Here is a 22,613-nt window from a genome sequence, read left to right on the forward strand (position 1 = left end):
CTATGCAAAATAAACAACTGACCATCAGCTCAAGCAATATTACCCGCTGCTTCCTGTTATTTTCCGTACTGCTGACGATAGCCATCGGCTTGTATGGCTACAACTACACCAACGCCTGGCTGGCAGAAAAGAAATACGCGCTGAACAGCATCGCCAACGGCCTGCAAAAGCGTATCGACAACTACCGCTACATCACTTATCAGATCTACGAAAAATTCGGTAATGCGCCGTCATTGAATGTCGATCCCAGCCTGCAGGAAACCCGGCTGCGCCCGGACGTTTATTACCTGGAGAAGCCGCATAAAAAGACCGACGCGGTTATTTTTGGCAGTCATGAAGAAAGCACTCTGGCGATGATCGCCAATATTTCAGACTATCTGGACACCCGTTGGGGGGCCAAGACTGAAAATTACGCCATGTATTACCTTAACGGGCAAGATAACAGCCTGAGTCTGATCACCACCCAGCCGCTGAAAGAACTGGCCTCACGCTTCAAGGAAAGCTATCTGACAACCTCGGCAGAGGATCGTCGGGCCGAAATGCTGCAACAGGCCAATATGCTCGACGAGCGTGAAAGTTTTTCCGCGTTGCGCAAACAACGCTTCCAGAACACCTATTCGTTTTCAATCCGCACCACTTTTAACCAGCCGGGTCATTTGGCCACGGTGATCGCCTTCGACCTGCCGATTAACGACATCATCCCCATTAATATGGCGCGCGCCAACTTCATGCTGTTGCCTGACGATAGCAGCATGGATGACGGAACCTTGCCGTTGGATACGGCGACCAGCACCGGCATAGCGATGAGCGGCAGTTGGGTGGAGTTCAGCGCTCCCCTGCCTAATTCGCCGCTGAAAGTGGTTTACCGCGTCTCCGCTATCAGCCTGGCGATCGACCTGCTGCGGAACAATATCTGGCTGATCGCCATCAATCTGTTGCTGTTGGCGCTGTCGTTGGTGGGTATTTACTTTATCCGTCGCCAATATATCCGCCCGAGCGAGAATATGGCGGTTGAACTTGAAGCCGAACGCGCACTGAATCAGGAAATCATCGCCAGCCTGCCTTCCGGCCTGCTGGTGTACAACTTCGCCAGCAATACGGTGATCGCCAGTAACAAGATCGCCCAACACCTGTTGCCACATTTAAGCCTGCAAAAAATCGCCCATATGGCCGAACAGCATCACGGCGTTATTCAGGCTACGGTCAACAATGAAGTGTATGAGATCCGCATTTTCCGCAGCCAACTGTCGCCGGAAACCTACCTGTTCCTGCTCAACGATCAGGACAAGGAAGTGATGGTGAACAAGCGGTTGCAGCAGGCGCAGCGCGAGTACGATAAAAATGTCCAGGCACGCAAACTGATGCTGCATAACCTGGGCATTGAGCTGAACCAGCCGGTGCGCCAGATGCACGATCTGGCCGATCGCCTGCGTACGCAAGCGGATGAAGAACAGCAACAAGCGCTATTGAAGCAACTGACGGTACAATCGTCGACGGTGCTGGGGCTGATTGAAAACATCACCCTGCTCACCCGGCTGGAAACCCAGGACTGGCAGCCTTCGCGTCATCCCTTTAGCCCATCGGCCCTGATAGATGAATTACTGCAGGAAGCCCTGCCATCCATCAATCAAAAAGGTCTGTCGTTGTTCAATCATTTCCATCTTGATGTCGAACAGCAATATATCGGGGATGCCAATGCACTGCGCAAGGTGATCTCACTGCTGGTGCATTACGCCATTATCACTACCGCCTGCGGCAAGATTTCGCTGGTGATCGATCATGAGCCCGAGCATCCCGATCGCCTGGTGTTCCATATCAATGACACCGGGTCAGGCATTTCCAACGAAGAGATCAGCAACCTGAACTATCCGTTCCTTAGCCAGACGCTGGTGGATCGTTTTAATCACGGCTCCGGCCTCACCTTCTTTCTGTGTAATCAACTGTGCAAAAAGCTCAATGGCCAGTTGGATATCCGCAGCAAGATTGATATCGGCACCCGCTACACCATCCGCGTGCCGATGGAAATGGAGAAAAAAGAGACGGAAGCACAGGAAAAGCTGCTCGACGGTGTGACCGCATTGTTGGACATCACTTCTGAAGAAGTGCGTGGCATCGTCACCCATCTGTTGCACGCCTACGACGCAAGCTGCATCGTTGCCGACGAACGCCAAATTAATCGCGACTACGACGTATTGCTGACCGATAACCCGCAAAGAGCAGACGATTACACCCTGTTGCTGACCAGCGATGAAGCCGGATGGCAGCAGCTTGAAAAACGGTATATTCGGGTAAACTATAACCTGAGTGGTGCGATGATAGACGCCGTGCTGATGCTGATTGAGCAGCAAATGGCCGCGTTGGAACAGCAGGAAAGCGCGCTTTCACTGACCGCCGATGACATCCAACTCTATGAAAAACAATTGAAATCAAGTGATTACTATGGCCTATTTATTGATACAGTACCCGACGATGTCAAAAAACTGTATACTGAGGCGGGCAGCAGTGATTTCAATGCTCTGTCACAGACAGCACACCGCCTGAAAGGCGTGTTTGCCATGTTAAATCTGCTTCCCGGCAAGCAACTGTGTGAATCGTTAGAACAGCACATCGCAGACGGTGATGCGCTCAAGATCGAGAATAACATCAGTCAGATTGATTTTTTCGTCAGTAGACTGCTGCAGCAAGGTAGCCAACAACATGAATAACCTGAACGTAATTATTGCTGATGACCATCCTATCGTACTGTTTGGCATCCGGAAGTCACTTGAGCAAATTGAATGGGTGAATGTCGTTGGGGAGTTTGAAGACTCAACAGCACTGATCAACAATCTGTCCAAACTGGACGCGAACGTCCTGATCACCGACCTTTCGATGCCGGGCGATAAGTATGGCGACGGCATTACGCTGATCAAATACATCAAACGCCATTATCCGCAGTTGTCGATCATCGTTCTGACCATGAACAACAACCCGGCTATTCTTAGCGCCGTGCTGGATCTGGATATCGAAGGCATCGTGCTGAAACAGGGTGCGCCGACCGACCTGCCGAAAGCGCTGGCCGCATTGCAGAAAGGCAAGAAGTTCACGCCGGAAAGCGTCTCCAAACTGTTGGAGAGGATCAGCGCCAGCGGTTACGGTGATAAGCGTCTGTCACCGAAAGAGAGCGAAGTACTGCGCCTGTTCGCCGAAGGTTTCCTGGTGACCGAGATCGCCAAGAAGCTCAATCGCAGCATCAAAACCATCAGTAGCCAGAAGAAATCGGCGATGATGAAGCTGGGTGTTGAGAACGATATTGCGCTGCTCAACTACCTCTCCTCTGTCAGCATGGCACCGCTGGACAAAGACTAAAATCCCGGTAGTTAACAGAGGGCGCGGCATTTTGCTGCGCCCTTTTGCTTTCAGACGTCTTCTGACTCAGCCCGCGTGCGGCGCACCTGCTGGCTGTAATACCCCAAAGTCTGCTCCAGCGTTTCCAGCGTCACCGGTTTCGACAGGCAGTTATCCATCCCCGCCTCAATACAGCGCTGCTTCTGCTCCGCCAGGGCATTCGCCGTCACGCCGATCACCGGAGCGGTAAAGTGCAACTGGCGCAAACGCTGGGTCAAAAGATAGCCATCCATGTTGGGCATGTTGACGTCGGTCAGCACGATATCGACGGTATTGCGATTCAGTACGTCGAGTGCATCTACCCCATCATTGGCCGTCACCACCTGGTAACCCAGTGAGCTAAGCTGGTCAGACAGCAGACGACGGTTAATCGGGTGGTCATCCACCACCAGCAAATGAATATCCCCGTTGTCTACCCTGCTGGCCTTGGCCGGTACCGGCAGTTGCATCAGAGTATTGCCGCTTTCATCACGGGTACCAAACAAACGGTTGAGCAGCGTCAGGGTTTCACGCGGCGTTGAGGTACTGTGCATCCAATAGCCCGGCCGGGTTTCCTGCGACGGGCCAATATGCTCGGTAGTGAACTGGATCTGCGCCAGCAGTGGCGTATTGACCATCAGTGGGTGATCGCTGAGCATCACATCCCCTGCGGCGGTATCCTGCCCCTGGTGACGCAGTACCGTAGCTCCATAACCACCAAGGATCTCCATCAGGTAACTTTCCAACCGCTGGTTGCGGATATCCAGCCACAGAGTTTTACCTTGCCAGGTATCGCTGGGCTGCGGGATCGGGAACTGGGCGTTAAACAGCGGAATGCGAATGGTGAACAGACTGCCTAATCCCGGCTCGGATTCAACGGCAATGTCGCCATCCATCATGTTGATCAGCTTTTCGCAAATCGCCAACCCCAGCCCGGTGCCCTGGAAATGGCGTTGCACACCACTACCGACCTGGAAGAACGGGTCGAACAGGCGGGTGATTTCTTTCTCCGGAATGCCGACCCCGGTATCGCGAACGCTGAATTCCAGATAGCTACCACGCGTACAGACTTGCAGAATGATGCAGCCAGTATCGGTAAACTTAATCGCGTTGTTCAACAAGTTCGACAGTACCTGCTGCAAACGCACCGGATCGCCGGAAATGCGCTCCGGCACGTTCTGCTCGATAAAACAGTACAACCCCAACCGTTTCTTCACCACCAGCGGCAAATAGTTGCCGGCGATGTGGGTGATCACCTCCAGGCAGGAGAACTCACGCGGTTCAATCTTCAACTGCTCGGATTCAATTTTCGAGAAGTCCAGGATGTCGCTGATGATCTTCAACAACAGCCCGGACGAGTTGTTCATCGCATTGACCAGTCGATCAACGCCCTGCGGCAACGCCTTGGTCTGCAATAAATCGAGGTTGCCGATAATGCCGTACAGCGGCGTACGCAACTCGTGGCTGACGGTCGCCAGGAACATCGATTTGGATTGACTGGCCTGCTCTGCCGCCGCCGCCATCTCCTGTAGCGACTCTTCCATTTTCACACGTGCGCTAACGTCCACCAGCACGCAGATCGCCACATCCTCGTTGCGGTAACGGGAATGAACAAAGCTGATTTGCAGATTATTGTTATTACTGGTCATCACATCGACAAAATTCACCTGTTGTTCGCAGATGATGCGTGTAATGCGGTCACGGTCTTCGTGAGTCAGCAGGTTGATATAGTTGTGTGCCAGCTCATTACTCAGAATGTTGGTACCGTCACTGATGCGCAGAATACAAATGCCCACAGGTGCCGAGGCGACAATCTTACGGTTGAACTGCTCATGCTCCTCCAGCCGGAAAGCGTTGTCTTCCGCCGGCAGGAACATTTTTCGCTCAAACAGCCAGGCCAGGCTGAACAGCACAATGGCGGACAGCAGATTCAGCAGTACTGCATTGAGGATTAACATCCTGAAGCGTTCAACCACCGTCTGCACCGGCACGGCATAAACAATACTGAGCGATGACGGCGGCAGCGCCTTCTTCATGATCAGGTCGCGGTAGTTATCTACATAGCCAAAGTAAGCCGGATCGTCCGGATAGCTGCCGGGGGCCTGCGCATCGCGCTCGCCATCCACCAGCCGCAATATCGGTTGGTTATTCTCATCCAGCAGGGTTACACCGGTCGGCAAGCTGCCTGCGGTGACAAAGTCTTCCAGACGAATAGTCTGCTCAATACCCAGCAGCGCCTCAAGCTTGTTACCAATATAGATAGGCGTCAGCACATACAGATAACCGACATCCGGCCGCTGCTGGCTTGGGCTGATCCAGTACAGATTATTGTCTTTGTCCTGGTTCTTGGCATTACGGTATTTGAGGATGCGCTCATGCAGGGTTTTCAGCGCGTCGGCTCGGTTGGCCACACCGCTGCTGCTGCCACCAAACTCCGCCATGCATAAAGTGTCACCGTCGATGAAAAACACCCGGTTGAGATCGTAGGCCGCAACGAAATTCTCTTTCCAATACTGAATCAGTCCGCTCAGTGAATTGAGCGAGCTGCGATAAGTGGTATTAAGTGAACAGTTGGACTCTGAATACAGTGGTACAAACTCCAGTGGAGTGTTCTTGCCGGGGAAAATACCGCTGAACATGTCCAGGCTACTGACTGAGCCGTTGAGGCGGTTTTCCGCCATATATTTGATATCACGCATTATATCGGCAGAATGGCGGATATAGCCCTGCGCCTGATCGAAATTCAGATTGTAGTCCTGTCGAATGTCAGACTCTTTCTGGTGCAGGATATTCAGGATATAGAAGGTGGTGAGCAACGCCCCCAACGACCACAGCATTATCGCCAGCACCCGGAACAAATAGCGGGATATCTTTAACGTGGTGCGAAAAGAAGCTAAATATTTCAATCGGATACCATACAAAAGTGAGTGGCGACCAGCGCGTTCATATCAGAGCCGGGATCTCTGACTTGGGTCCGGCAATTAAACCATATAACTGAAAAAGGGCCTAGCATCGCTGCCAGGCCCTTTTAACCTCAGTGCGACAGGGGCGGCAAGCCAGCCCCTACCACTTAGGCGTTGTCATCTTCCACGTCATCTGACGCTTCAGAATCATCATCGCCTTCATCCAGCGGTGCAGCGTCTTCTTCTGCAACTTCCGCACCCGGTTCGAGGCTGTCCAGCTCTTCATCTTCCACCGGTTCGGCAACGCGCTGCAGACCGACGACGTTCTCGTCTTCCGCAGTACGGATCAGCGTAACACCCTGGGTATTACGCCCGACCACGCTGACTTCCGATACGCGGGTACGCACCAGCGTACCGGCATCGGTGATCATCATGATCTGATCGGTGGTATCCACCTGAACCGCACCCACTACCTGACCATTACGCTCGCTCACCTTAATGGAGATAACCCCTTGGGTGGCGCGTGACTTGGTCGGATACTCGGTAACCGCAGTACGTTTACCGTAGCCGTTCTGGGTGACGGTCAGAATATCGCCCTCACCACGTGGCACAATCAGGGAAATAACGCTGTCGCCTTCACCCAGATTGATACCGCGCACGCCGGTAGCAGTACGGCCCATTGAACGCACCTGCGTTTCCGGGAAGCGCACCACTTTACCGTTGGCGGAGAACAGCATGACTTCGTTGCTGCCGTCGGTCAGGTCAACACCAATCAGCTCGTCACCCTCATTGAGGTTAACGGCGATGATGCCGGCGCTGCGTGGGCGGCTGAAATCGGTCAACGCGGTTTTCTTCACGGTGCCGCTGGCGGTAGCCATAAACACGTGACGCCCTTCTTCATACTCACGCACTGGCAGAATGGCGGTGATACGCTCATTGGCTTCCAGCGGCAACAAGTTGACGATTGGACGACCACGCGCGCCACGGCTGGCTTCAGGCAGTTGGTACACCTTCATCCAGTACAGGCGACCACGGCTGGAGAAGCACAGGATCGTATCGTGGGTGTTAGCCACCAACAGACGATCGATAAAGTCTTCTTCTTTAATACGTGCCGCTGACTTGCCTTTACCACCGCGGCGTTGCGCTTCATAGTCAGTCAGAGGCTGATACTTCACATAGCCCTGGTGCGACAGCGTAACGACCACGTCTTCCTGGTTGATCAGGTCTTCGATATTAATATCTGAAGTATTGGCGGTGATCTCGGTGCGGCGGCCGTCGTTGTACAGCTCTTTGACTGCCACCAGCTCTTCGCGGATCACTTCCATCAGACGGTCTGGGTTTTCCAGAATAAAGATCAGCTCGGCAATCGCCGTCAGCAGCTCTTTATATTCGTCCAGCAGCTTTTCATGCTCCAGGCCGGTCAGTTTCTGCAGACGCAGATCCAGAATCGCCTGAGCTTGCTGCTCGGTCAGATGGTATTTACCGTCACGGATGCCGAACTCCGGTTCCAGCCACTCAGGACGAGCGGCGTTGTCACCGGCTCGCTCCAGCATTGCAGCCACATTACCCAGCTCCCACGCCTGAGCCACCAGCGAGATTTTGGCTTCCGCAGGGGTTGACGCACGACGGATCATTTCGATGATCGGATCGATGTTAGCCAGGGCGATAGCCAACGCTTCCAGGATATGGGCACGATCGCGGGCTTTACGCAGTTCGAAGATGGTACGACGAGTCACCACTTCGCGGCGGTGGCGGACAAACGCCTTCAGAATGTCTTTCAGGTTCAGCAGTTTTGGCTGACCCTGATGCAATGCCACCATGTTGATACCGAAGGTGACCTGCAGTTGCGTCAGCGAGTACAGATTGTTCAGTACCACTTCACCGACCGCGTCGCGCTTGATTTCAACCACGATACGCATGCCGTCTTTGTCGGACTCATCACGCAGCGCGCTGATACCTTCCACGCGTTTTTCTTTGACCAGTTCGGCGATCTTCTCAATCAGACGCGCCTTGTTCACCTGATACGGGATCTCGTGAACAATGATGGTCTCGCGACCGGTTTTGGCATCGGCTTCTACTTCGGCGCGTGCGCGCAAATAGATTTTGCCGCGCCCGGTGCGGTAGGCTTCTTCGATGCCGCGGCGGCCGTTGATGATCGCCGCAGTCGGGAAGTCCGGCCCCGGGATGTGCTCCATCAGGCCTTCGATGCTGATGTTTTCATCATCGATATAAGCCAGGCAGCCGTTGACAACCTCTGACAGGTTATGCGGCGGAATGTTGGTGGCCATGCCCACGGCGATGCCCGACGAGCCGTTAACCAGCAGGTTCGGGATCTTGGTTGGCATGACGGCTGGGATCTGCTCGGTGCCATCATAGTTAGGCACAAAGTCGACGGTTTCTTTTTCCAGATCCGCCAGCAGTTCGTGAGCAATTTTGGACATGCGCACTTCGGTATAACGCATCGCCGCGGCGGAGTCGCCATCGACAGAACCGAAGTTACCCTGACCGTCCACCAGCATATAGCGCAGCGAAAACGGTTGAGCCATACGCACGATGGTGTCGTAAACCGCGCTGTCACCGTGTGGGTGATATTTACCGATTACGTCCCCGACGACACGGGCCGATTTTTTGTATGGTTTATTCCAGTCGTTACCCAATACACTCATCGCGAACAAAACGCGACGGTGCACCGGCTTCAGTCCATCACGAACATCTGGCAGCGCACGTCCGACAATTACGGACATCGCGTAGTCCAGATACGAGTTTTTCAACTCGTCTTCGATGTTTACCGGTGTGATTTCTCTGGCAAGGTCGCTCATGGAGCTGCTATCCCTCTACTAATGATTCATCTGCCCGCTGCCATAGTGGCAAAGGTGTAAAACTATATCACAAAGCACGCTTTACGGGAAAATAACCGCCGCTGTTTAACTTAAATTATGCATATATGTGCAGTAAAAATGCATCGACGCAGACGGTGCTGCGCCGGAACATGTATAATCCGCGCAACGAGAACCAGGAGCCAAATACGCCCATGAATGCAGAATCATCCAGCCAAGCGCAAAACGTAGACCATCATGAAATCGCCAAGTTCGAGGCCGTGGCCTCACGCTGGTGGGATTTGGAAGGTGAATTCAAGCCGCTGCACCGTATCAACCCGCTGCGTCTGAACTACATCCTGCAGCGCGCCGGCGGCATTTTTGACAAAACCGTCCTCGACGTGGGCTGCGGCGGCGGCATTTTGGCGGAAAGCATGGCGCGAGAAGGCGCACAGGTCACCGGGCTGGACATGGGCGCCGAGCCGCTGCAGGTTGCCCGGCTGCACGCACTGGAAAGCGGCGTGAATGTAAACTACATACAGGAAACGGTGGAGAGCCATGCGCAGGCCAACCCACAACGCTATGACGTAGTGACCTGCATGGAAATGCTGGAGCACGTTCCCGATCCGGCTTCGGTGGTACGCGCCTGCGCTCACCTGGTCAAACCGGGTGGCCACGTGTTTTTCTCCACCATTAACCGCAACACCAAAGCCTGGCTGATGGCGGTGGTCGGTGCGGAATATATTCTGAAGATGGTGCCACAGGGCACCCATGACCATAAGAAGTTCATCCGCCCTTCTGAGTTGATCGGCTGGGTTGACGGCACGCCGTTGCGCGAAAAGCATATGATTGGCCTGCATTACAACCCAATCACCGACCATTTCAAGCTTGGCCGCAACGTTGATGTGAACTATATGGTACATACTCAGCACGAAGGCTGAGCCTTCCAAAGCGCGCCGGGACTGGCTTGTCTGTTCCGGTGCGCCGATAACATTAAGATAAATACCTGATTTTTCCGCTTTCGATCAAAATCACCGTTGTAAACAGTTTTTAAGAATATTAAATCAGATCAATATGCCGTTTTTTTCTAACGTTTAATAAAGCGGCAAACGATCACGTTTTTCTGATTCTAAGGAAATTCTTATCCCGCTTATTGACAAGCTTGTCGCGCCAGTCACAGCGCGCACTGCGAAAGACAAGTCACATTTCACCCCCAAGTTATCCACAAATTAGGCCACTTTTGTTCACTTGCAAACGCCCTGTTTTCTCACTATCTTGTTACCTCACCGACATACAACCCCTATATATAGTGTTTACATACTGAGCAGAGCTACTACACTTCTGCTTAGGGGCACCATACGGACAGGTAAAACACCACATGAACCAAAGTCTGCTTGTAACTAAACGCGATGGCCGTAAAGAACGCATCAATCTCGACAAAATCCACCGTGTCATCGACTGGGCCGCGGAAGGGTTAAACAACGTCTCGGTTTCTCAAGTAGAGTTGCGTTCTCATATTCAGTTTTATGACGGCATCAAAACTGCTGATATTCATGAAACCATTATCAAAGCGGCAGCCGACCTGATCTCGCGCGATGCGCCGGACTATCAGTATCTGGCAGCACGCCTGGCCATCTTCCATCTGCGTAAAAAAGCTTACGACCAATTCGAGCCACCGAAGCTGCTCGCTCACGTAACGCGCATGGTAGAGATGGGCAAGTACGATAAGCATCTGCTGGAAGACTACAGCACTGAAGAGTTCGAGCAGATGGACTCCTTTATCGATCACTGGCGTGATATGAACTTCTCCTACGCAGCCGTTAAGCAGCTGGAAGGGAAGTATCTGGTGCAGAACCGCGTTAGCGGCGAGATCTACGAGAGCGCACAGTTCCTGTATATCCTGGTGGCCGCGTGCCTGTTCTCCAACTATCCGCGTGATACCCGTCTGGACTACGTTAAACGTTTCTACGACGCGATCTCCACCTTCAAGATTTCACTGCCTACGCCAATCATGTCCGGCGTGCGCACCCCAACCCGCCAGTTCAGCTCTTGCGTGCTGATCGAGTGCGGCGACAGCCTGGATTCCATCAACGCCACTTCCAGCGCCATTGTGAAATACGTTTCGCAACGCGCCGGTATCGGTATCAATGCCGGTCGTATTCGTGCGCTGGGCAGCCCAATCCGCGGTGGTGAAGCCTTCCATACCGGCTGTATCCCGTTCTACAAACATTTCCAGACCGCGGTGAAGTCCTGTTCTCAGGGCGGCGTGCGTGGTGGTGCAGCTACGCTGTTCTACCCGATGTGGCATCTGGAAGTTGAAAGCCTGTTGGTGCTGAAGAACAACCGTGGCGTTGAAGGCAACCGCGTGCGCCACATGGATTACGGCGTGCAGTTGAACCGCCTGATGTACCAGCGCCTGATCAAGGGCCAGGACATCACCCTGTTCAGCCCGTCTGACGTGCCGGGACTGTATGACGCGTTCTTCGCCAATCAGGACGAATTCGAACGTCTGTACACCCAGTACGAACAAGACAGCAGCATCCGCCAGAAACGAGTGAAAGCGGTTGAACTGTTCTCACTGATGATGCAGGAACGCGCTTCTACCGGCCGTATCTACATCCAGAACGTTGACCACTGCAACACCCACAGCCCGTTTGATCCGCAGATCGCGCCGGTACGCCAGTCCAACCTGTGCCTGGAAATCGCCCTGCCGACCAAGCCGCTGGATGACGTCAACGACGAAAACGGCGAAATCGCCCTGTGTACGCTGTCCGCCTTTAACCTGGGCGCCATCGAAAGCCTGGACGATCTGGAAGAGCTGGCTACCCTGGCAGTACGTGCTCTGGATGCCCTGCTGGATTACCAGGACTACCCAATCAAAGCCGCTCACCGTGGCGCTATGGGTCGTCGCACCCTGGGTATCGGCGTGATCAACTACGCTTACTACCTGGCGAAGAACGGCGTACGCTACTCCGACGGCAGCGCTAACGCCCTGACCCACAAAACTTTCGAAGCCATCCAGTACTACCTGCTGAAGGCCTCGAACCGTCTGGCTCAGGAACAAGGCGCCTGCCCGTGGTTCAATGAAACCACGTATTCACAGGGCATCCTGCCGATCGACACCTACAAGAAAGATTTGGATGTCATCTGCCAGGAGCCACTGCACTACGACTGGGAAAGCCTGCGTAAAGAGATCAAGGAAACCGGTCTGCGCAACTCTACCCTGTCGGCGCTGATGCCTTCGGAAACCTCTTCGCAGATTTCCAACGCCACTAACGGCATTGAGCCGCCACGCGGTCACATCAGTATCAAAGCGTCTAAAGACGGTATTCTGCGCCAGGTGGTACCAGAATATGAGCGTCTGAAAAACGACTACGAACTGCTGTGGGAAATGCCGAACAACGACGGCTATCTGCAACTGGTTGGTCTGATGCAGAAGTTTATCGACCAGTCGATCTCGGCCAACACCAACTATGACCCAACCCGTTTCCCGGGCGGCAAGGTGCCAATGAAGCAGCTGTTGAAAGACCTGCTCACCACCTACAAGTTTGGTGTTAAGACGCTGTACTATCAGAACACCCGCGACGGTGCCGATGATATTCAGGAAGATTTGCTGCCGGCAAAAGGTGGCGATGATGACTGCGAAAGCGGTGCCTGCAAGATCTAAAGTTTGACACAGCGGGCCGGAACTCTTCCGGCCCCTTCATTTAGCCACGTTACGATGGATTCAGGCTTATGGCTTACACCACATTTTCTCAGAACAAAAACAACCAGTTGCTGGAGCCGATGTTTTTCGGTCAGTCGGTTAACGTTGCGCGTTTCGATCAGCAAAAACATGAAATTTTCGAAAAACTGATTGAGAAGCAATTGTCCTTCTTCTGGCGTCCGGAAGAAGTGGACGTTTCCCGCGACCGTATCGACTATCAGGCGCTGCCGGAACATGAAAAACACATTTTCATCAGCAACCTGAAATATCAGACGCTGCTGGATTCGATCCAGGGCCGTAGCCCGAACGTCGCCCTGCTGCCGCTGATCTCGATCCCTGAGCTGGAAACCTGGATAGAAACCTGGTCCTTCTCCGAGACGATTCACTCACGTTCCTACACCCACATCATCCGTAACATCGTCAACGATCCGGCGGTGGTGTTTGACGACATCGTCACCAACGAAGAGATCCTCAAGCGCGCGAAAGACATCTCCGGCTACTACGACGATCTGATCGAGATGACGGGTTACTATCATCTGCTGGGTGAAGGCACGCATCAGGTCAACGGTAAAACCGTGACCGTTACCCTGCGCGCATTGAAGAAACAACTCTATCTGTGCCTGATGAGCGTTAACGCACTGGAAGCCATCCGCTTCTACGTCAGCTTCGCCTGTTCGTTTGCCTTCGCGGAACGTGAATTGATGGAAGGCAATGCCAAAATCATCAAGCTGATCGCCCGTGACGAAGCGCTGCACCTGACCGGTACCCAGCATATGCTGAACCTGATGCGCTCCGGCGCAGATGACCCGGAGATGGCGGAAATTGCCGTTGAGTGTCAGCAGCAATGTTATGACCTGTTCGTGCTGGCGGCCGAGCAGGAAAAAGAGTGGGCGGAATACCTGTTCCGTGACGGCTCGATGATCGGCCTGAACAAAGACATCCTGTGCCAGTATGTGGAATACATCACCAACATCCGCATGCAGGCGGTCGGTCTTGGCCTGCCGTTCGCAACCCGCTCTAACCCGATCCCATGGATCAACGCCTGGTTAGTGTCTGATAACGTGCAGGTTGCCCCGCAGGAAGTGGAAGTTAGCTCCTACCTGGTCGGCCAAATCGACTCGGAAGTGCATGCCGACGACCTGAGCGACTTCGAACTCTAAGCGATGGCATCATCAATCGTGACGCTGCGTGCCACAGGTACGCAGCTATCCTGCCCAAAAAGTGAAGGCTGCCTGCTCGACGTACTGGAATTGCACGACGTTGAAGTGGAATACCAGTGCCGTTCCGGCTATTGCGGCGCCTGCCGTCTGAAGCTGGTGAAAGGTGAAGTGGTTTATCACCAGCAGCCGCTGGCGTTTATCAACGACGGCGAAATCCTGCCTTGTTGCTGTATGCCACTGACCGATATCGAACTGGAACTCTAAAAAGTTGGGTGCCGGAAACCGCGCCTGGAGACCAGAAGGCGGGGTTTCCCCCGCCCTATGATTACCGCTTCACATACAGGTTAACGTCATCAGGATAGTGATATCTTTCTGGTAGATTTCCAATCCGCAAAAGCGATCTTTAATCATCCAGATAAATACCAAAACCGTAATACATACAACAGTTAACGCGTATAGCGCATGCTTTTTATACATGGCTTGCCTCCTTGCTGTGAAGGGGCTACCATAACGGTGTCTAGGCGTTAGGGCAGCCCCAATCTGATTGAGAGTCAGTTTGGGGCTTTCTTCTATCCGCCTTGCCACACAATGCCCAAGACGAACAGTCTCAAGCACCCGCAGCGATTGTAACAGCCTATTCCAGACGCGATAACCCCTTATAATATTATGATTAATAAGGGATATATTACTGCCATCAAGCATTCTCTACTCAATAATCTCGACGATTTCCAACCAGCCGTTTTTCCCGCACACTGGCCCGCCGTTTAGCCAGCGCCGCAACATGTCCAGCGCTAACATTGCCACCGACTCCTGCCGCAGACGCAAACCATGACGCGATGCCTGGTACCGCACCGTCTGCCCGATACCGCCTTTTGGCGTATGCAACACCACGCTCACCTGGTCACCGCTCATGGCACTGACCGCCAGCGCCAGCTGTGCCCCGGTCAGTTCTGCCAGTGAACGAGCGCGGGCCAGCGTAGTTTCCAGCGTTTCCACACAGTGCGCTGGCAGCAGCTCACCACCGGCCAGCGGCGCGCCCTCGCTCTGTAACTGCAGATTGATCAAGCCGGCGCTAAACTGTTCGCTCAGCGCCAACTTCAACCCCTGCTGATTCAAGCGTTGCGTCAATACTGCCGGCAGGCCAACAGTTCCCTCAAACAGAGTGTTATCCCCCGCCACCTGACGCACCCGTTCCCAGGCCTGCTCCATCGCGGCTCGCTGAGTCACCGGGCCGGTTAACTTCAGTTCAATGATCGGGCTGGAAGAGCGGTAGCCCATTACCACGTCTGCCGGCAGCGGCATGCCATCCAGCGCGGCGGCCAGATCGCTCTCCGAGGTGCCAAAGGTGGTTAAACGCAGGCACAGCGGGGGTGCCGGTAAGGTAAAGCGCTCACGCAGACGCGGTACGATTTGCTGCTCGACCATCACTTTGAATTCAGAAGGCACGCCAGGGGTGAAAAACATCGTGCATCGGTTCAGCTTCAAGGCGAAGCCGCAGGCGGTACCCACCGGGTTATCGAGCATCTCGGCGTTAGCCGGGATCAGCGCCTGTTTACGGTTTGAAGCCGCCATCGGCCGCCCACGCTCGGCAAAATAAGCCTCAATACGCGCCATCCATTCGGCATGTTCAACCAGCTCAACGCCACAAGCGGTGGCCGCCGCCAGCGCGCTGAGATCGTCACTGGTCGGCCCCAGGCCCCCGTTAACGATCAGCACATCGGCGATGTGACTACGCTCCTGTAATGTTTCGATCAAAGAGGAGAGACTGTCCCCCACCGTTTCGCGCCCGCTCATCGGCATACCCTGCTGGAACAGATAGTCTGCCAGCCAGGCGGCGTTGGTATCTATAATTTGCCCATGCAGCACCTCATCACCGGTGCTGAGCATCTCCACCCTTAACATTGATCTCTCCCACATTTTCTGATCATTCCACTATAGAAGCCCGTAAATAAGTTTTCACTAAGCATCAGCGGATAATTTCTGTCGAAGGCACTTTTTTGCGATATCACGCGGCCCATTGGGGTGTAAACATAAGTTAACGTGCTCCGTAACGCCTGTTTGACACAAAATAATCCATCCACTATCCTGCCGCACATAGCATGGGTTACCTATAATTTTACAAAATCTTTGGCTGGTAGAGAAAAACGTGAAAAATCGCACGCTTGGCAGTGTTTTTATCGTGGCAGGAACCACCATTGGCGCAGGGATGTTGGCGATGCCACTGGCGGCTGCCGGTGTCGGCTTTGGCGTCACGCTGGGTCTGTTGGTCGGACTGTGGTTGTTGATGTGTTATACCGCGCTGCTGCTGGTTGAGGTTTATCAGCATGAGCAAGCCGGTACCGGCCTCGGCACGCTGGCAAAACGCTACCTTGGCGGCGGGGGCCAATGGCTGACCAGTTTCAGCATGATGTTCCTGATGTATGCCCTGACCGCCGCTTATATCAGCGGCGCCGGCGAATTGCTGGCGGCCAGTATCAGTCAATGGACCTCACAGGATTTCCCCACCACGCTCGGCGTGTTGTTGTTTACTCTGGTAGCAGGCGGCGTCGTCTGCATCGGCACCCATTCGGTCGACTTGTTTAACCGTATCCTGTTCAGTGCCAAAGTGGTGTTCCTGATCGTCATGCTGGGCCTGATGTTACCCAATATCCATCAAACCAACCTGATGACCCTGCCGCTGGAACAGGGACTGGCGCTGTCGGCCATCCCGGTGATCTTCACTTCGTTTGGCTTCCACGGCAGCGTGCCCAGCATTGTTAACTACATGGGCGGCAATATCCGCAAGCTGCGCTGGGTATTCATTATCGGCAGTGCCATTCCGCTGGTGGCCTATATCTTCTGGCAGTTGGCGACGCTCGGCAGCATCAGCTCCACCACTTTCGTGGGTATTTTGGCGCAGCAAGCCGGTCTGAACGGCCTGTTGCAGGCAGTACGTGACGTCGTGGCTTCCCCACACGTCGAACTGGCGGTGCATCTGTTTGCCGATCTGGCGCTGGCCACTTCGTTCCTTGGCGTAGCGCTCGGGCTGTTTGATTTCCTGGCTGACCTGTTTAAGCGCCAGGATAACGTGCGGGGTCGTCTGCAGACCGGGGCCATTACCTTCTTGCCGCCGTTGGCTTTCGCCCTGTTCTATCCACGTGGCTTTGTGTTGGCTCTGGGCTTTGCTGCCATCGCGCTGGCGGTGCTGGCGCTGTTATTACCGTCACTACTGGTGTGGAAAACCCGTCAGCAGCATCAGGCAAAATACCGCGTCTGGGGTGGCACACCGGCATTGGCATTGGTGTTTGTCTGCGGGATAACGGTGATTGCCATTCAGTTGGGCATCGCCAGCGGCATCCTGCCTGCAGTAGGGTAATAGATTGGTCAATAAAACAAAGGGGCCGATTGGCCCCTTTGTTTTTGGTATCAGAAGCTCAGACCGACACCCACATAGGGGCCATCGGCCAGGGTGTTGTCACGATGCCCGTCTTTCCCTTCCATCTTAATGTAGCGATAACCTACATCTACGCTGAGCGGACGGAATATATTCCAGCGCAGGCCACCGCTGGCTTCGTTATACGCCTTCACACCGCTGGTCAGTGAATCCGGAGCAAAATAGCCTTCGCCATGCAGGCTGAAGTAACGGCTGATAGCCCAGTCCAGGCCGCCGCCCAATGCCAATGCGCCACCGTTATCGCCGTCTTTCGGGCTCAGATACAGTGCCTTGCCGCCCACAGTGGCGGTCAGCGGCCCAAGCGGCAGGCCAAAATTCAACCCGAGACTGCCAACGTTGCCGTTATGATCGCTGCGCGCCCAGTTGCCGGTTAGTCCCAACCCGGTGGTCCCGGTGTCCTGGCCAAAGCCAAGGTTGGTGTAGTGCTGCCCGGCTTCACCCGACAGGCTGAGAGCGCTCGCCGCACCGGTCACGAACAGCATGCTTGCTGCGCAGGCCACCAAAGTCTTTTTCATCATCTATCCCTCTTGCTGCTTCATCCATTGCGAATGATATGAGTTAACCCGTAATAATACCGTCACAAGTCTATACCAAAGCACAACCAGTCCTTAAGGGATAAATCCTTAATTAATCAAACAAATGTAAAGTTTTGCAAGCAAAGCGCATCTCCCCCGAGGCAATGGCAACGATAACTCAGACCTATTTGCCGCGAGCGTTCAATAGGGCTACAACTAGTAGTGGCATTGACCCAAGTCAGGGTAACCATTCCCTGCTGAATTATGATGATGAACGCTTAATTCGCCCGAGTTTTCACTCGATTGCACTAAGTTTAAGGAGCAAGTGATGAGCAAGAAAGGACTGACCACCGCAGCCGGCGCCCCGGTTGTCGATAATAATAACGTGATCACCGCAGGCAAACGCGGCCCGATGCTGTTACAGGACGTGTGGTTCCTGGAAAAACTGGCCCATTTCGATCGTGAAGTGATCCCCGAGCGCCGTATGCACGCCAAAGGCTCCGGCGCCTACGGCACTTTCACCGTGACTCACGATATTAGCCAGTACACCCGCGCAAAAATCTTTTCTGAAATCGGCAAGCAAACTGACATGTTCATCCGCTTCTCCACCGTCGCCGGTGAGCGTGGTGCCGCAGATGCCGAGCGTGACATTCGTGGCTTCGCCATGAAGTTTTACACCGAGGAAGGCAACTGGGATCTGGTAGGTAACGATACACCGGTATTCTATCTGCGCGATCCACTGAAATTCCCGGATCTTAACCACGTGGTCAAACGCGATCCGCGCACCAATCTGCGTAATCCAACCTACAAGTGGGATTTCTTCTCGCTGTCACCGGAAAGCCTGCACCAGCTGACCATTGACTTCAGCGACCGTGGCATTCCGAAATCCTACCGTCATATGCACGGCTTCGGTAGCCATACCTTCAGCTTTATCAACGCCAACAACGAGCGCTTCTGGGTGAAATTCCACTTCCGTTGCGAGCAGGGCATTGAGAACCTGATGGACGATGAAGCGGAAGCGATCATCGCCAAGGATCGTGAAAGCTCACAGCGCGATCTGTATGAGGCCATCGAACGGGGTGATTTCCCGCGTTGGAAACTGCAAATCCAGATTATGCCAGAACACGAAGCCTCCCAAACTCCATACAACCCGTTCGACCTGACCAAGGTATGGCCACACGGTGATTACCCATTGATCGACGTGGGTTTCTTCGAACTGCATCGCAACCCGGAAAACTACTTCTCCGAAGTTGAACAGATGGCGGTGAACCCAGCCAACGTGGTCCCTGGCGTCAGTTTCTCTCCGGATAAAATGCTGCAGGGACGCCTGTTCTCTTACGGAGATGCACAGCGTTACCGTCTGGGCGTAAACCACCATCAAATCCCGGTTAACAGTCCAAAATGCCCATTCCACAACTATCATCGTGACGGTGCAATGCGCGTGGATGGCAACAGCGGCAACGGAGCAACCTACGAGCCGAACAGCTTCGGTCTGTTCCAGGAGCAACCGGACTTTAGCGAACCGCCGTTGAGCATCGAAGGCGCAGCCGACCACTGGAATCACCGTGAAGACGATGATTACTACAGCCAGCCACGCGCGCTGTTCAACCTGTTGAGTGCCGAAGAGCATCAGCGCATGTTCACCCGCATCGCCGGTGAGTTGTCGCAGGTGCCGGAACAAATTCAGCGCCGTCAGGTTGATCTGTTTAGCAAAGTGCACCCGAATTACGGTGCCGGCGTGGCCAAGGCTTTGGGTCTGAAATAAACCTGTCCTGAAGACAAACTGCCCCTGCGGCTAATACCATGCACGCAAGCTCGCTGAATGGGAAAGCCGCTATAGGTATAAAGCACCGATTGATTATCTCGTCGGTGCTTTTTTTACCGGAAAATAAAGGCGTTGAAATCAGACTCGGCGTCCGATTTTGAAACCTTTTACATCAAATGACATCCATTACCATTCTGAATGTATTTTATAACCATCTACCCTGCGCCGAAAACGAGCACCTGGCCAAACCAAACACCATAAACACTTGAGAACAGCGGAAAAACCCAGGTATGGTGCGGGATTCATTGTTCTCCCCACCTCTATGTGCATAGATATCGGCATGCAATTACGCAAGGCTAAAAAGTACAAAAAGTAACCTCGCTAGTTGAATTGTGATAAACATCTAATGATTCGTACAAAAAAACACATTCCCTTTGCCCTTCCGACTGACTTCTGAGAAATATGCTGATGCCTGGTGTCAGGCATACCAACCCTACAAAAGGATCAATGTGATGAAACTGAAAAAAATCAGCAAAAAATCCACGAAGAAGCTGGGCGGCGCAACCTGCGGCTAACCGGTGATCATAATAAGCAGGGCCAGTCATAAGCACCGGCCCTGCCTTCAGAATAAAAGGAAAATGCCATGGATAAAAACTACCAGACTTCTCCAAAATTCGTTCACAACCTGTGGACCACTAATGAAGATGACGAATACTATCTGCGTTTTACCGCAGGGCTTTACGAAGTGGAAAAGGAAGATGCCCGGGATTTTTATAAAATACGCAGCTATTGCACCGGTCATAACACCGTAGCTGAAATTTCAAGTAAAACAGATATCCCCATTCAGCGTATCGAGGAGATGGTCGCTTCTCTTAACGAAATAGGCATGGTTAGGAACGAGACAAAATCGGCTAATGAAGATTTTCTTGGCAAAGCTATCCAAGCCTGTGAGATGTGGGCGGAGCAGGTCGAAGAAACGCATTTATTTAATAAGTTTCTGTATGGCGACACCAACCGAAACGTCCTTATCGGTTTTTTCATGGAAACTTACCATTATATAAAGGCCTTCCCATCCATCATTAACGCTGCGATTGATAACACAGACAATCCCGAGCTAAAAATGGTTTTAACAGAATACAAACAGCAAGAAACAGGGCATGAATCTTTTATATTGTCGACATTACTGAAACTGGGAATGAAACAGGCCGAAGTGGAAAGCTCGGTTCCTTTGGTCTCAACGCTTAATTTAATCAGCATGATAAGCGCGTTGTTCAGAACCCACCCCAGTACCGTATTCCTTATTGCCAAGGTCATCGAGTCTCATGACTTTGACCAGGCAGAAGTCACAAAAGCCATTGAGGACATCACGCAGCACTATGACCTTGAGCCAGGTACCCTTGAGCCATTCTTCCAACATTCACAAATCGACTACGAATTGGGTCATTCACGCCTGCTCGACGAACATAGCCATCTGGTTAGCCTCGGGGACCTGGAAAAAACCTCTTTCATTTTGAATGCCATACATGACATAAAACATGCCATTGATCTTCAGTGTCTTGAAATAGAAGAGTATTATTCAAAAGAAGGCAACTACATCCCTCGTCAACGAGTCGACTACTTTGGTATATAATATATGTTTCCCATTCTGCTCTCCGCATTCACATCCGGCGTTTCTATGGCAGTATTCTTCACTGCCATTGCCTGGTTTATAGAGAGCACGTTCAATTCCAGCTTGCTGGTTTCTGTCGTTCTGTCGTCAGGGTATATCATCACCTTTTTTGCCCTGCCCTACATCGGTCACCTGACAGACAAAACAACATGTAAAAAAATGCTCAATATTATTTACGTCGCGGGGGCCTTCAATGCGCTGGTTTTTTTGATAATAAATCCAGCCACGCACGACTCATTACTTTCATTTATCGTCATTTTGTTATCCACAGCGGTGTTTACGCTGATACGTGCATCTGACCAAGTGATCCGTTCCACCTACATGAAAAAGGTCTTGCCTGAACATAAGCTGTACCACGCCAACAGGTTGTTGGAAATGGTCAGGCAAGGGATAACTTTTCTTTCCGGCGGAATTGCATTTTTGATCTTGCAGGATAAATCCATTCAAAACGTTTGTTTGATTGCCCTGATCTGTTTCTCTCTTTCATTAGTTATCAACCGCTATATCCCCCGAGACATTATCAATGAGGTGGATGCGTCAACAACACCAGAACCTAAAAAACTGACGATGTACCATAATGGCTATGTATTTTTCCTCGGTGACAAAAAACGAATTATTGAACTGCTCTCATTATTCCCCTACATTTGCGTCGTGTTCTTGAACGCATTATATCCGGCTCTATTTACTCATATAGGGGCCCCCGTCAGCGCATATGCTATTCTCGTCGTCCCCTATGGGCTGGGTGCCATTATAGGCAGTATGCTAAATACACAATCTTGGGTGCCAACCTTAAAATCCGTGTATGTTATTTTCGGCAGCGGTTTTATTATCGGACTGCTTTTACCCTTGTTTTTCAAAAGTCTCCCCGCCGTTTATATCTGTCTTTTTGTGATCGCCTTCTGTCATTCCCATATTCGGGTGAGAAGAAACACACTGATCATGACCCAGGCAGAAAGCAAAGAACTGGCACGCATCCTCGCCTTCAACGAAGTGCTGTTCATTTGCCTGTCCACGGTGTTAAGTCTGGGATTGAGCCTGATAGCCGACCGACTGGATTTCTGGTTGGCCTGGGAGATCGTGATTGCCCTGAATTCGATGGTGCTGTTGCTGATTGTCCTGACGAAAAATCCGGCGACAGAACCCTGCACATCAATGGAAAGCGCTGCGCAACACGACCGCTGAGCGACGGTTTTGGCCGAAAAAAAGCGGTGCCAGAAACAGTCGGCCCCGCTTTTCCTTTTTATCTCACTGCCAGAAAATAACGTTTCGATCCAGGCTGC

15 protein-coding genes are annotated in these 22,613 nt (G+C 52.7%); 10 read left to right on the top strand and 5 right to left on the bottom strand.

Annotated features, from left to right (window positions below; translation table 11 throughout):
• Positions 1-2: 2 nt before the first annotated feature.
• A complete protein-coding gene (rcsD, locus tag QOT07_RS17175) occupies positions 3-2,705 on the top strand; it encodes a phosphotransferase RcsD (protein ID WP_283603643.1) in 2,703 nt (900 codons plus the stop codon).
• Positions 2,698-3,348 (top strand): response regulator transcription factor RcsB, encoded by a 651-nt coding sequence (gene rcsB / locus QOT07_RS17180; protein WP_037420903.1) that lies wholly within the window; start codon positions 2,698-2,700, stop codon positions 3,346-3,348. Before rcsD ends, rcsB begins: the two co-directional genes overlap by 8 nt.
• Before the next feature lie 50 nt (positions 3,349-3,398).
• On the opposite strand, the gene rcsC is transcribed toward rcsB, so the two are convergent.
• Positions 3,399-6,272: a two-component system sensor histidine kinase RcsC gene (rcsC, locus tag QOT07_RS17185; protein WP_283603644.1), complete on the bottom strand. Its 2,874-nt coding sequence runs from the start codon at positions 6,270-6,272 to the stop codon at positions 3,399-3,401.
• 164 nt (positions 6,273-6,436) lie between these two features.
• On the bottom strand, positions 6,437-9,088 hold the full coding sequence (gene gyrA, locus QOT07_RS17190; RefSeq protein WP_099061576.1) for a DNA topoisomerase (ATP-hydrolyzing) subunit A: 2,652 nt from the start codon (positions 9,086-9,088) through the stop codon (positions 6,437-6,439).
• A gap of 212 nt (positions 9,089-9,300) precedes the next feature.
• On the opposite strand from gyrA, the gene ubiG reads away from it, so the two are divergent.
• The 4 genes from ubiG (at position 9,301) to yfaE (ending at position 14,215) form a co-directional block, all read left to right on the top strand.
• Positions 9,301-10,026, top strand: a complete 726-nt coding sequence (gene ubiG, locus QOT07_RS17195; RefSeq protein WP_099061577.1) for a bifunctional 2-polyprenyl-6-hydroxyphenol methylase/3-demethylubiquinol 3-O-methyltransferase UbiG — start codon at positions 9,301-9,303, stop codon at positions 10,024-10,026.
• Positions 10,027-10,463: 437 nt separating this feature from the next.
• A complete protein-coding gene (gene nrdA / locus QOT07_RS17200) occupies positions 10,464-12,752 on the top strand; it encodes a class 1a ribonucleoside-diphosphate reductase subunit alpha (RefSeq protein ID WP_099061578.1) in 2,289 nt (762 codons plus the stop codon).
• A gap of 68 nt (positions 12,753-12,820) precedes the next feature.
• Complete coding sequence (nrdB, locus tag QOT07_RS17205; RefSeq protein ID WP_099061579.1) at positions 12,821-13,951, top strand: class Ia ribonucleoside-diphosphate reductase subunit beta; 1,131 nt, start codon at positions 12,821-12,823, stop codon at positions 13,949-13,951.
• A gap of 3 nt (positions 13,952-13,954) precedes the next feature.
• Positions 13,955-14,215, top strand: a complete 261-nt coding sequence (gene yfaE, locus QOT07_RS17210) for a class I ribonucleotide reductase maintenance protein YfaE (protein ID WP_085117715.1) — start codon at positions 13,955-13,957, stop codon at positions 14,213-14,215.
• 69 nt (positions 14,216-14,284) lie between these two features.
• On the opposite strand, the gene QOT07_RS25870 is transcribed toward yfaE, so the two are convergent.
• Together QOT07_RS25870 and QOT07_RS17220 are read right to left on the bottom strand one after the other, a co-directional pair.
• Complete coding sequence (locus QOT07_RS25870) at positions 14,285-14,653, bottom strand: Hok/Gef family protein (RefSeq protein WP_346822920.1); 369 nt, start codon at positions 14,651-14,653, stop codon at positions 14,285-14,287.
• Positions 14,654-14,656: 3 nt separating this feature from the next.
• Positions 14,657-15,853: a nicotinamide mononucleotide deamidase-related protein YfaY gene (locus tag QOT07_RS17220; RefSeq protein ID WP_099061582.1), complete on the bottom strand. Its 1,197-nt coding sequence runs from the start codon at positions 15,851-15,853 to the stop codon at positions 14,657-14,659.
• A 244-nt stretch (positions 15,854-16,097) separates the two neighbouring features.
• Between QOT07_RS17220 and tyrP the strand changes: the two genes are divergently transcribed.
• A complete protein-coding gene (tyrP, locus tag QOT07_RS17225; RefSeq protein ID WP_207978840.1) occupies positions 16,098-17,306 on the top strand; it encodes a tyrosine transporter TyrP in 1,209 nt (402 codons plus the stop codon).
• Positions 17,307-17,356: 50 nt separating this feature from the next.
• Here tyrP and QOT07_RS17230 read toward each other — a convergent pair whose 3' ends face one another.
• Positions 17,357-17,899, bottom strand: a complete 543-nt coding sequence (locus QOT07_RS17230) for a YfaZ family outer membrane protein (protein ID WP_099061584.1) — start codon at positions 17,897-17,899, stop codon at positions 17,357-17,359.
• A 328-nt stretch (positions 17,900-18,227) separates the two neighbouring features.
• Here QOT07_RS17230 and katA point away from each other — a divergent pair, with 328 nt between their 5' ends.
• From katA to QOT07_RS17245, 3 genes are all read left to right on the top strand, one after another.
• Positions 18,228-19,664, top strand: a complete 1,437-nt coding sequence (gene katA, locus QOT07_RS17235; RefSeq protein ID WP_099061585.1) for a catalase KatA — start codon at positions 18,228-18,230, stop codon at positions 19,662-19,664.
• 643 nt (positions 19,665-20,307) lie between these two features.
• Positions 20,308-21,294 carry an iron-containing redox enzyme family protein gene (locus tag QOT07_RS17240; RefSeq protein WP_112348863.1) on the top strand — a complete coding sequence of 329 codons (987 nt, stop codon included), beginning with the start codon at positions 20,308-20,310 and terminating at the stop codon, positions 21,292-21,294.
• 45 nt (positions 21,295-21,339) lie between these two features.
• Complete coding sequence (locus QOT07_RS17245; RefSeq protein ID WP_261427986.1) at positions 21,340-22,515, top strand: MFS transporter; 1,176 nt, start codon at positions 21,340-21,342, stop codon at positions 22,513-22,515.
• Positions 22,516-22,613 lie beyond the last annotated feature (98 nt).

It is taken from the genome of Serratia proteamaculans, assembly GCF_949794035.1.
Lineage (GTDB): Bacteria > Pseudomonadota > Gammaproteobacteria > Enterobacterales > Enterobacteriaceae > Serratia > Serratia proteamaculans.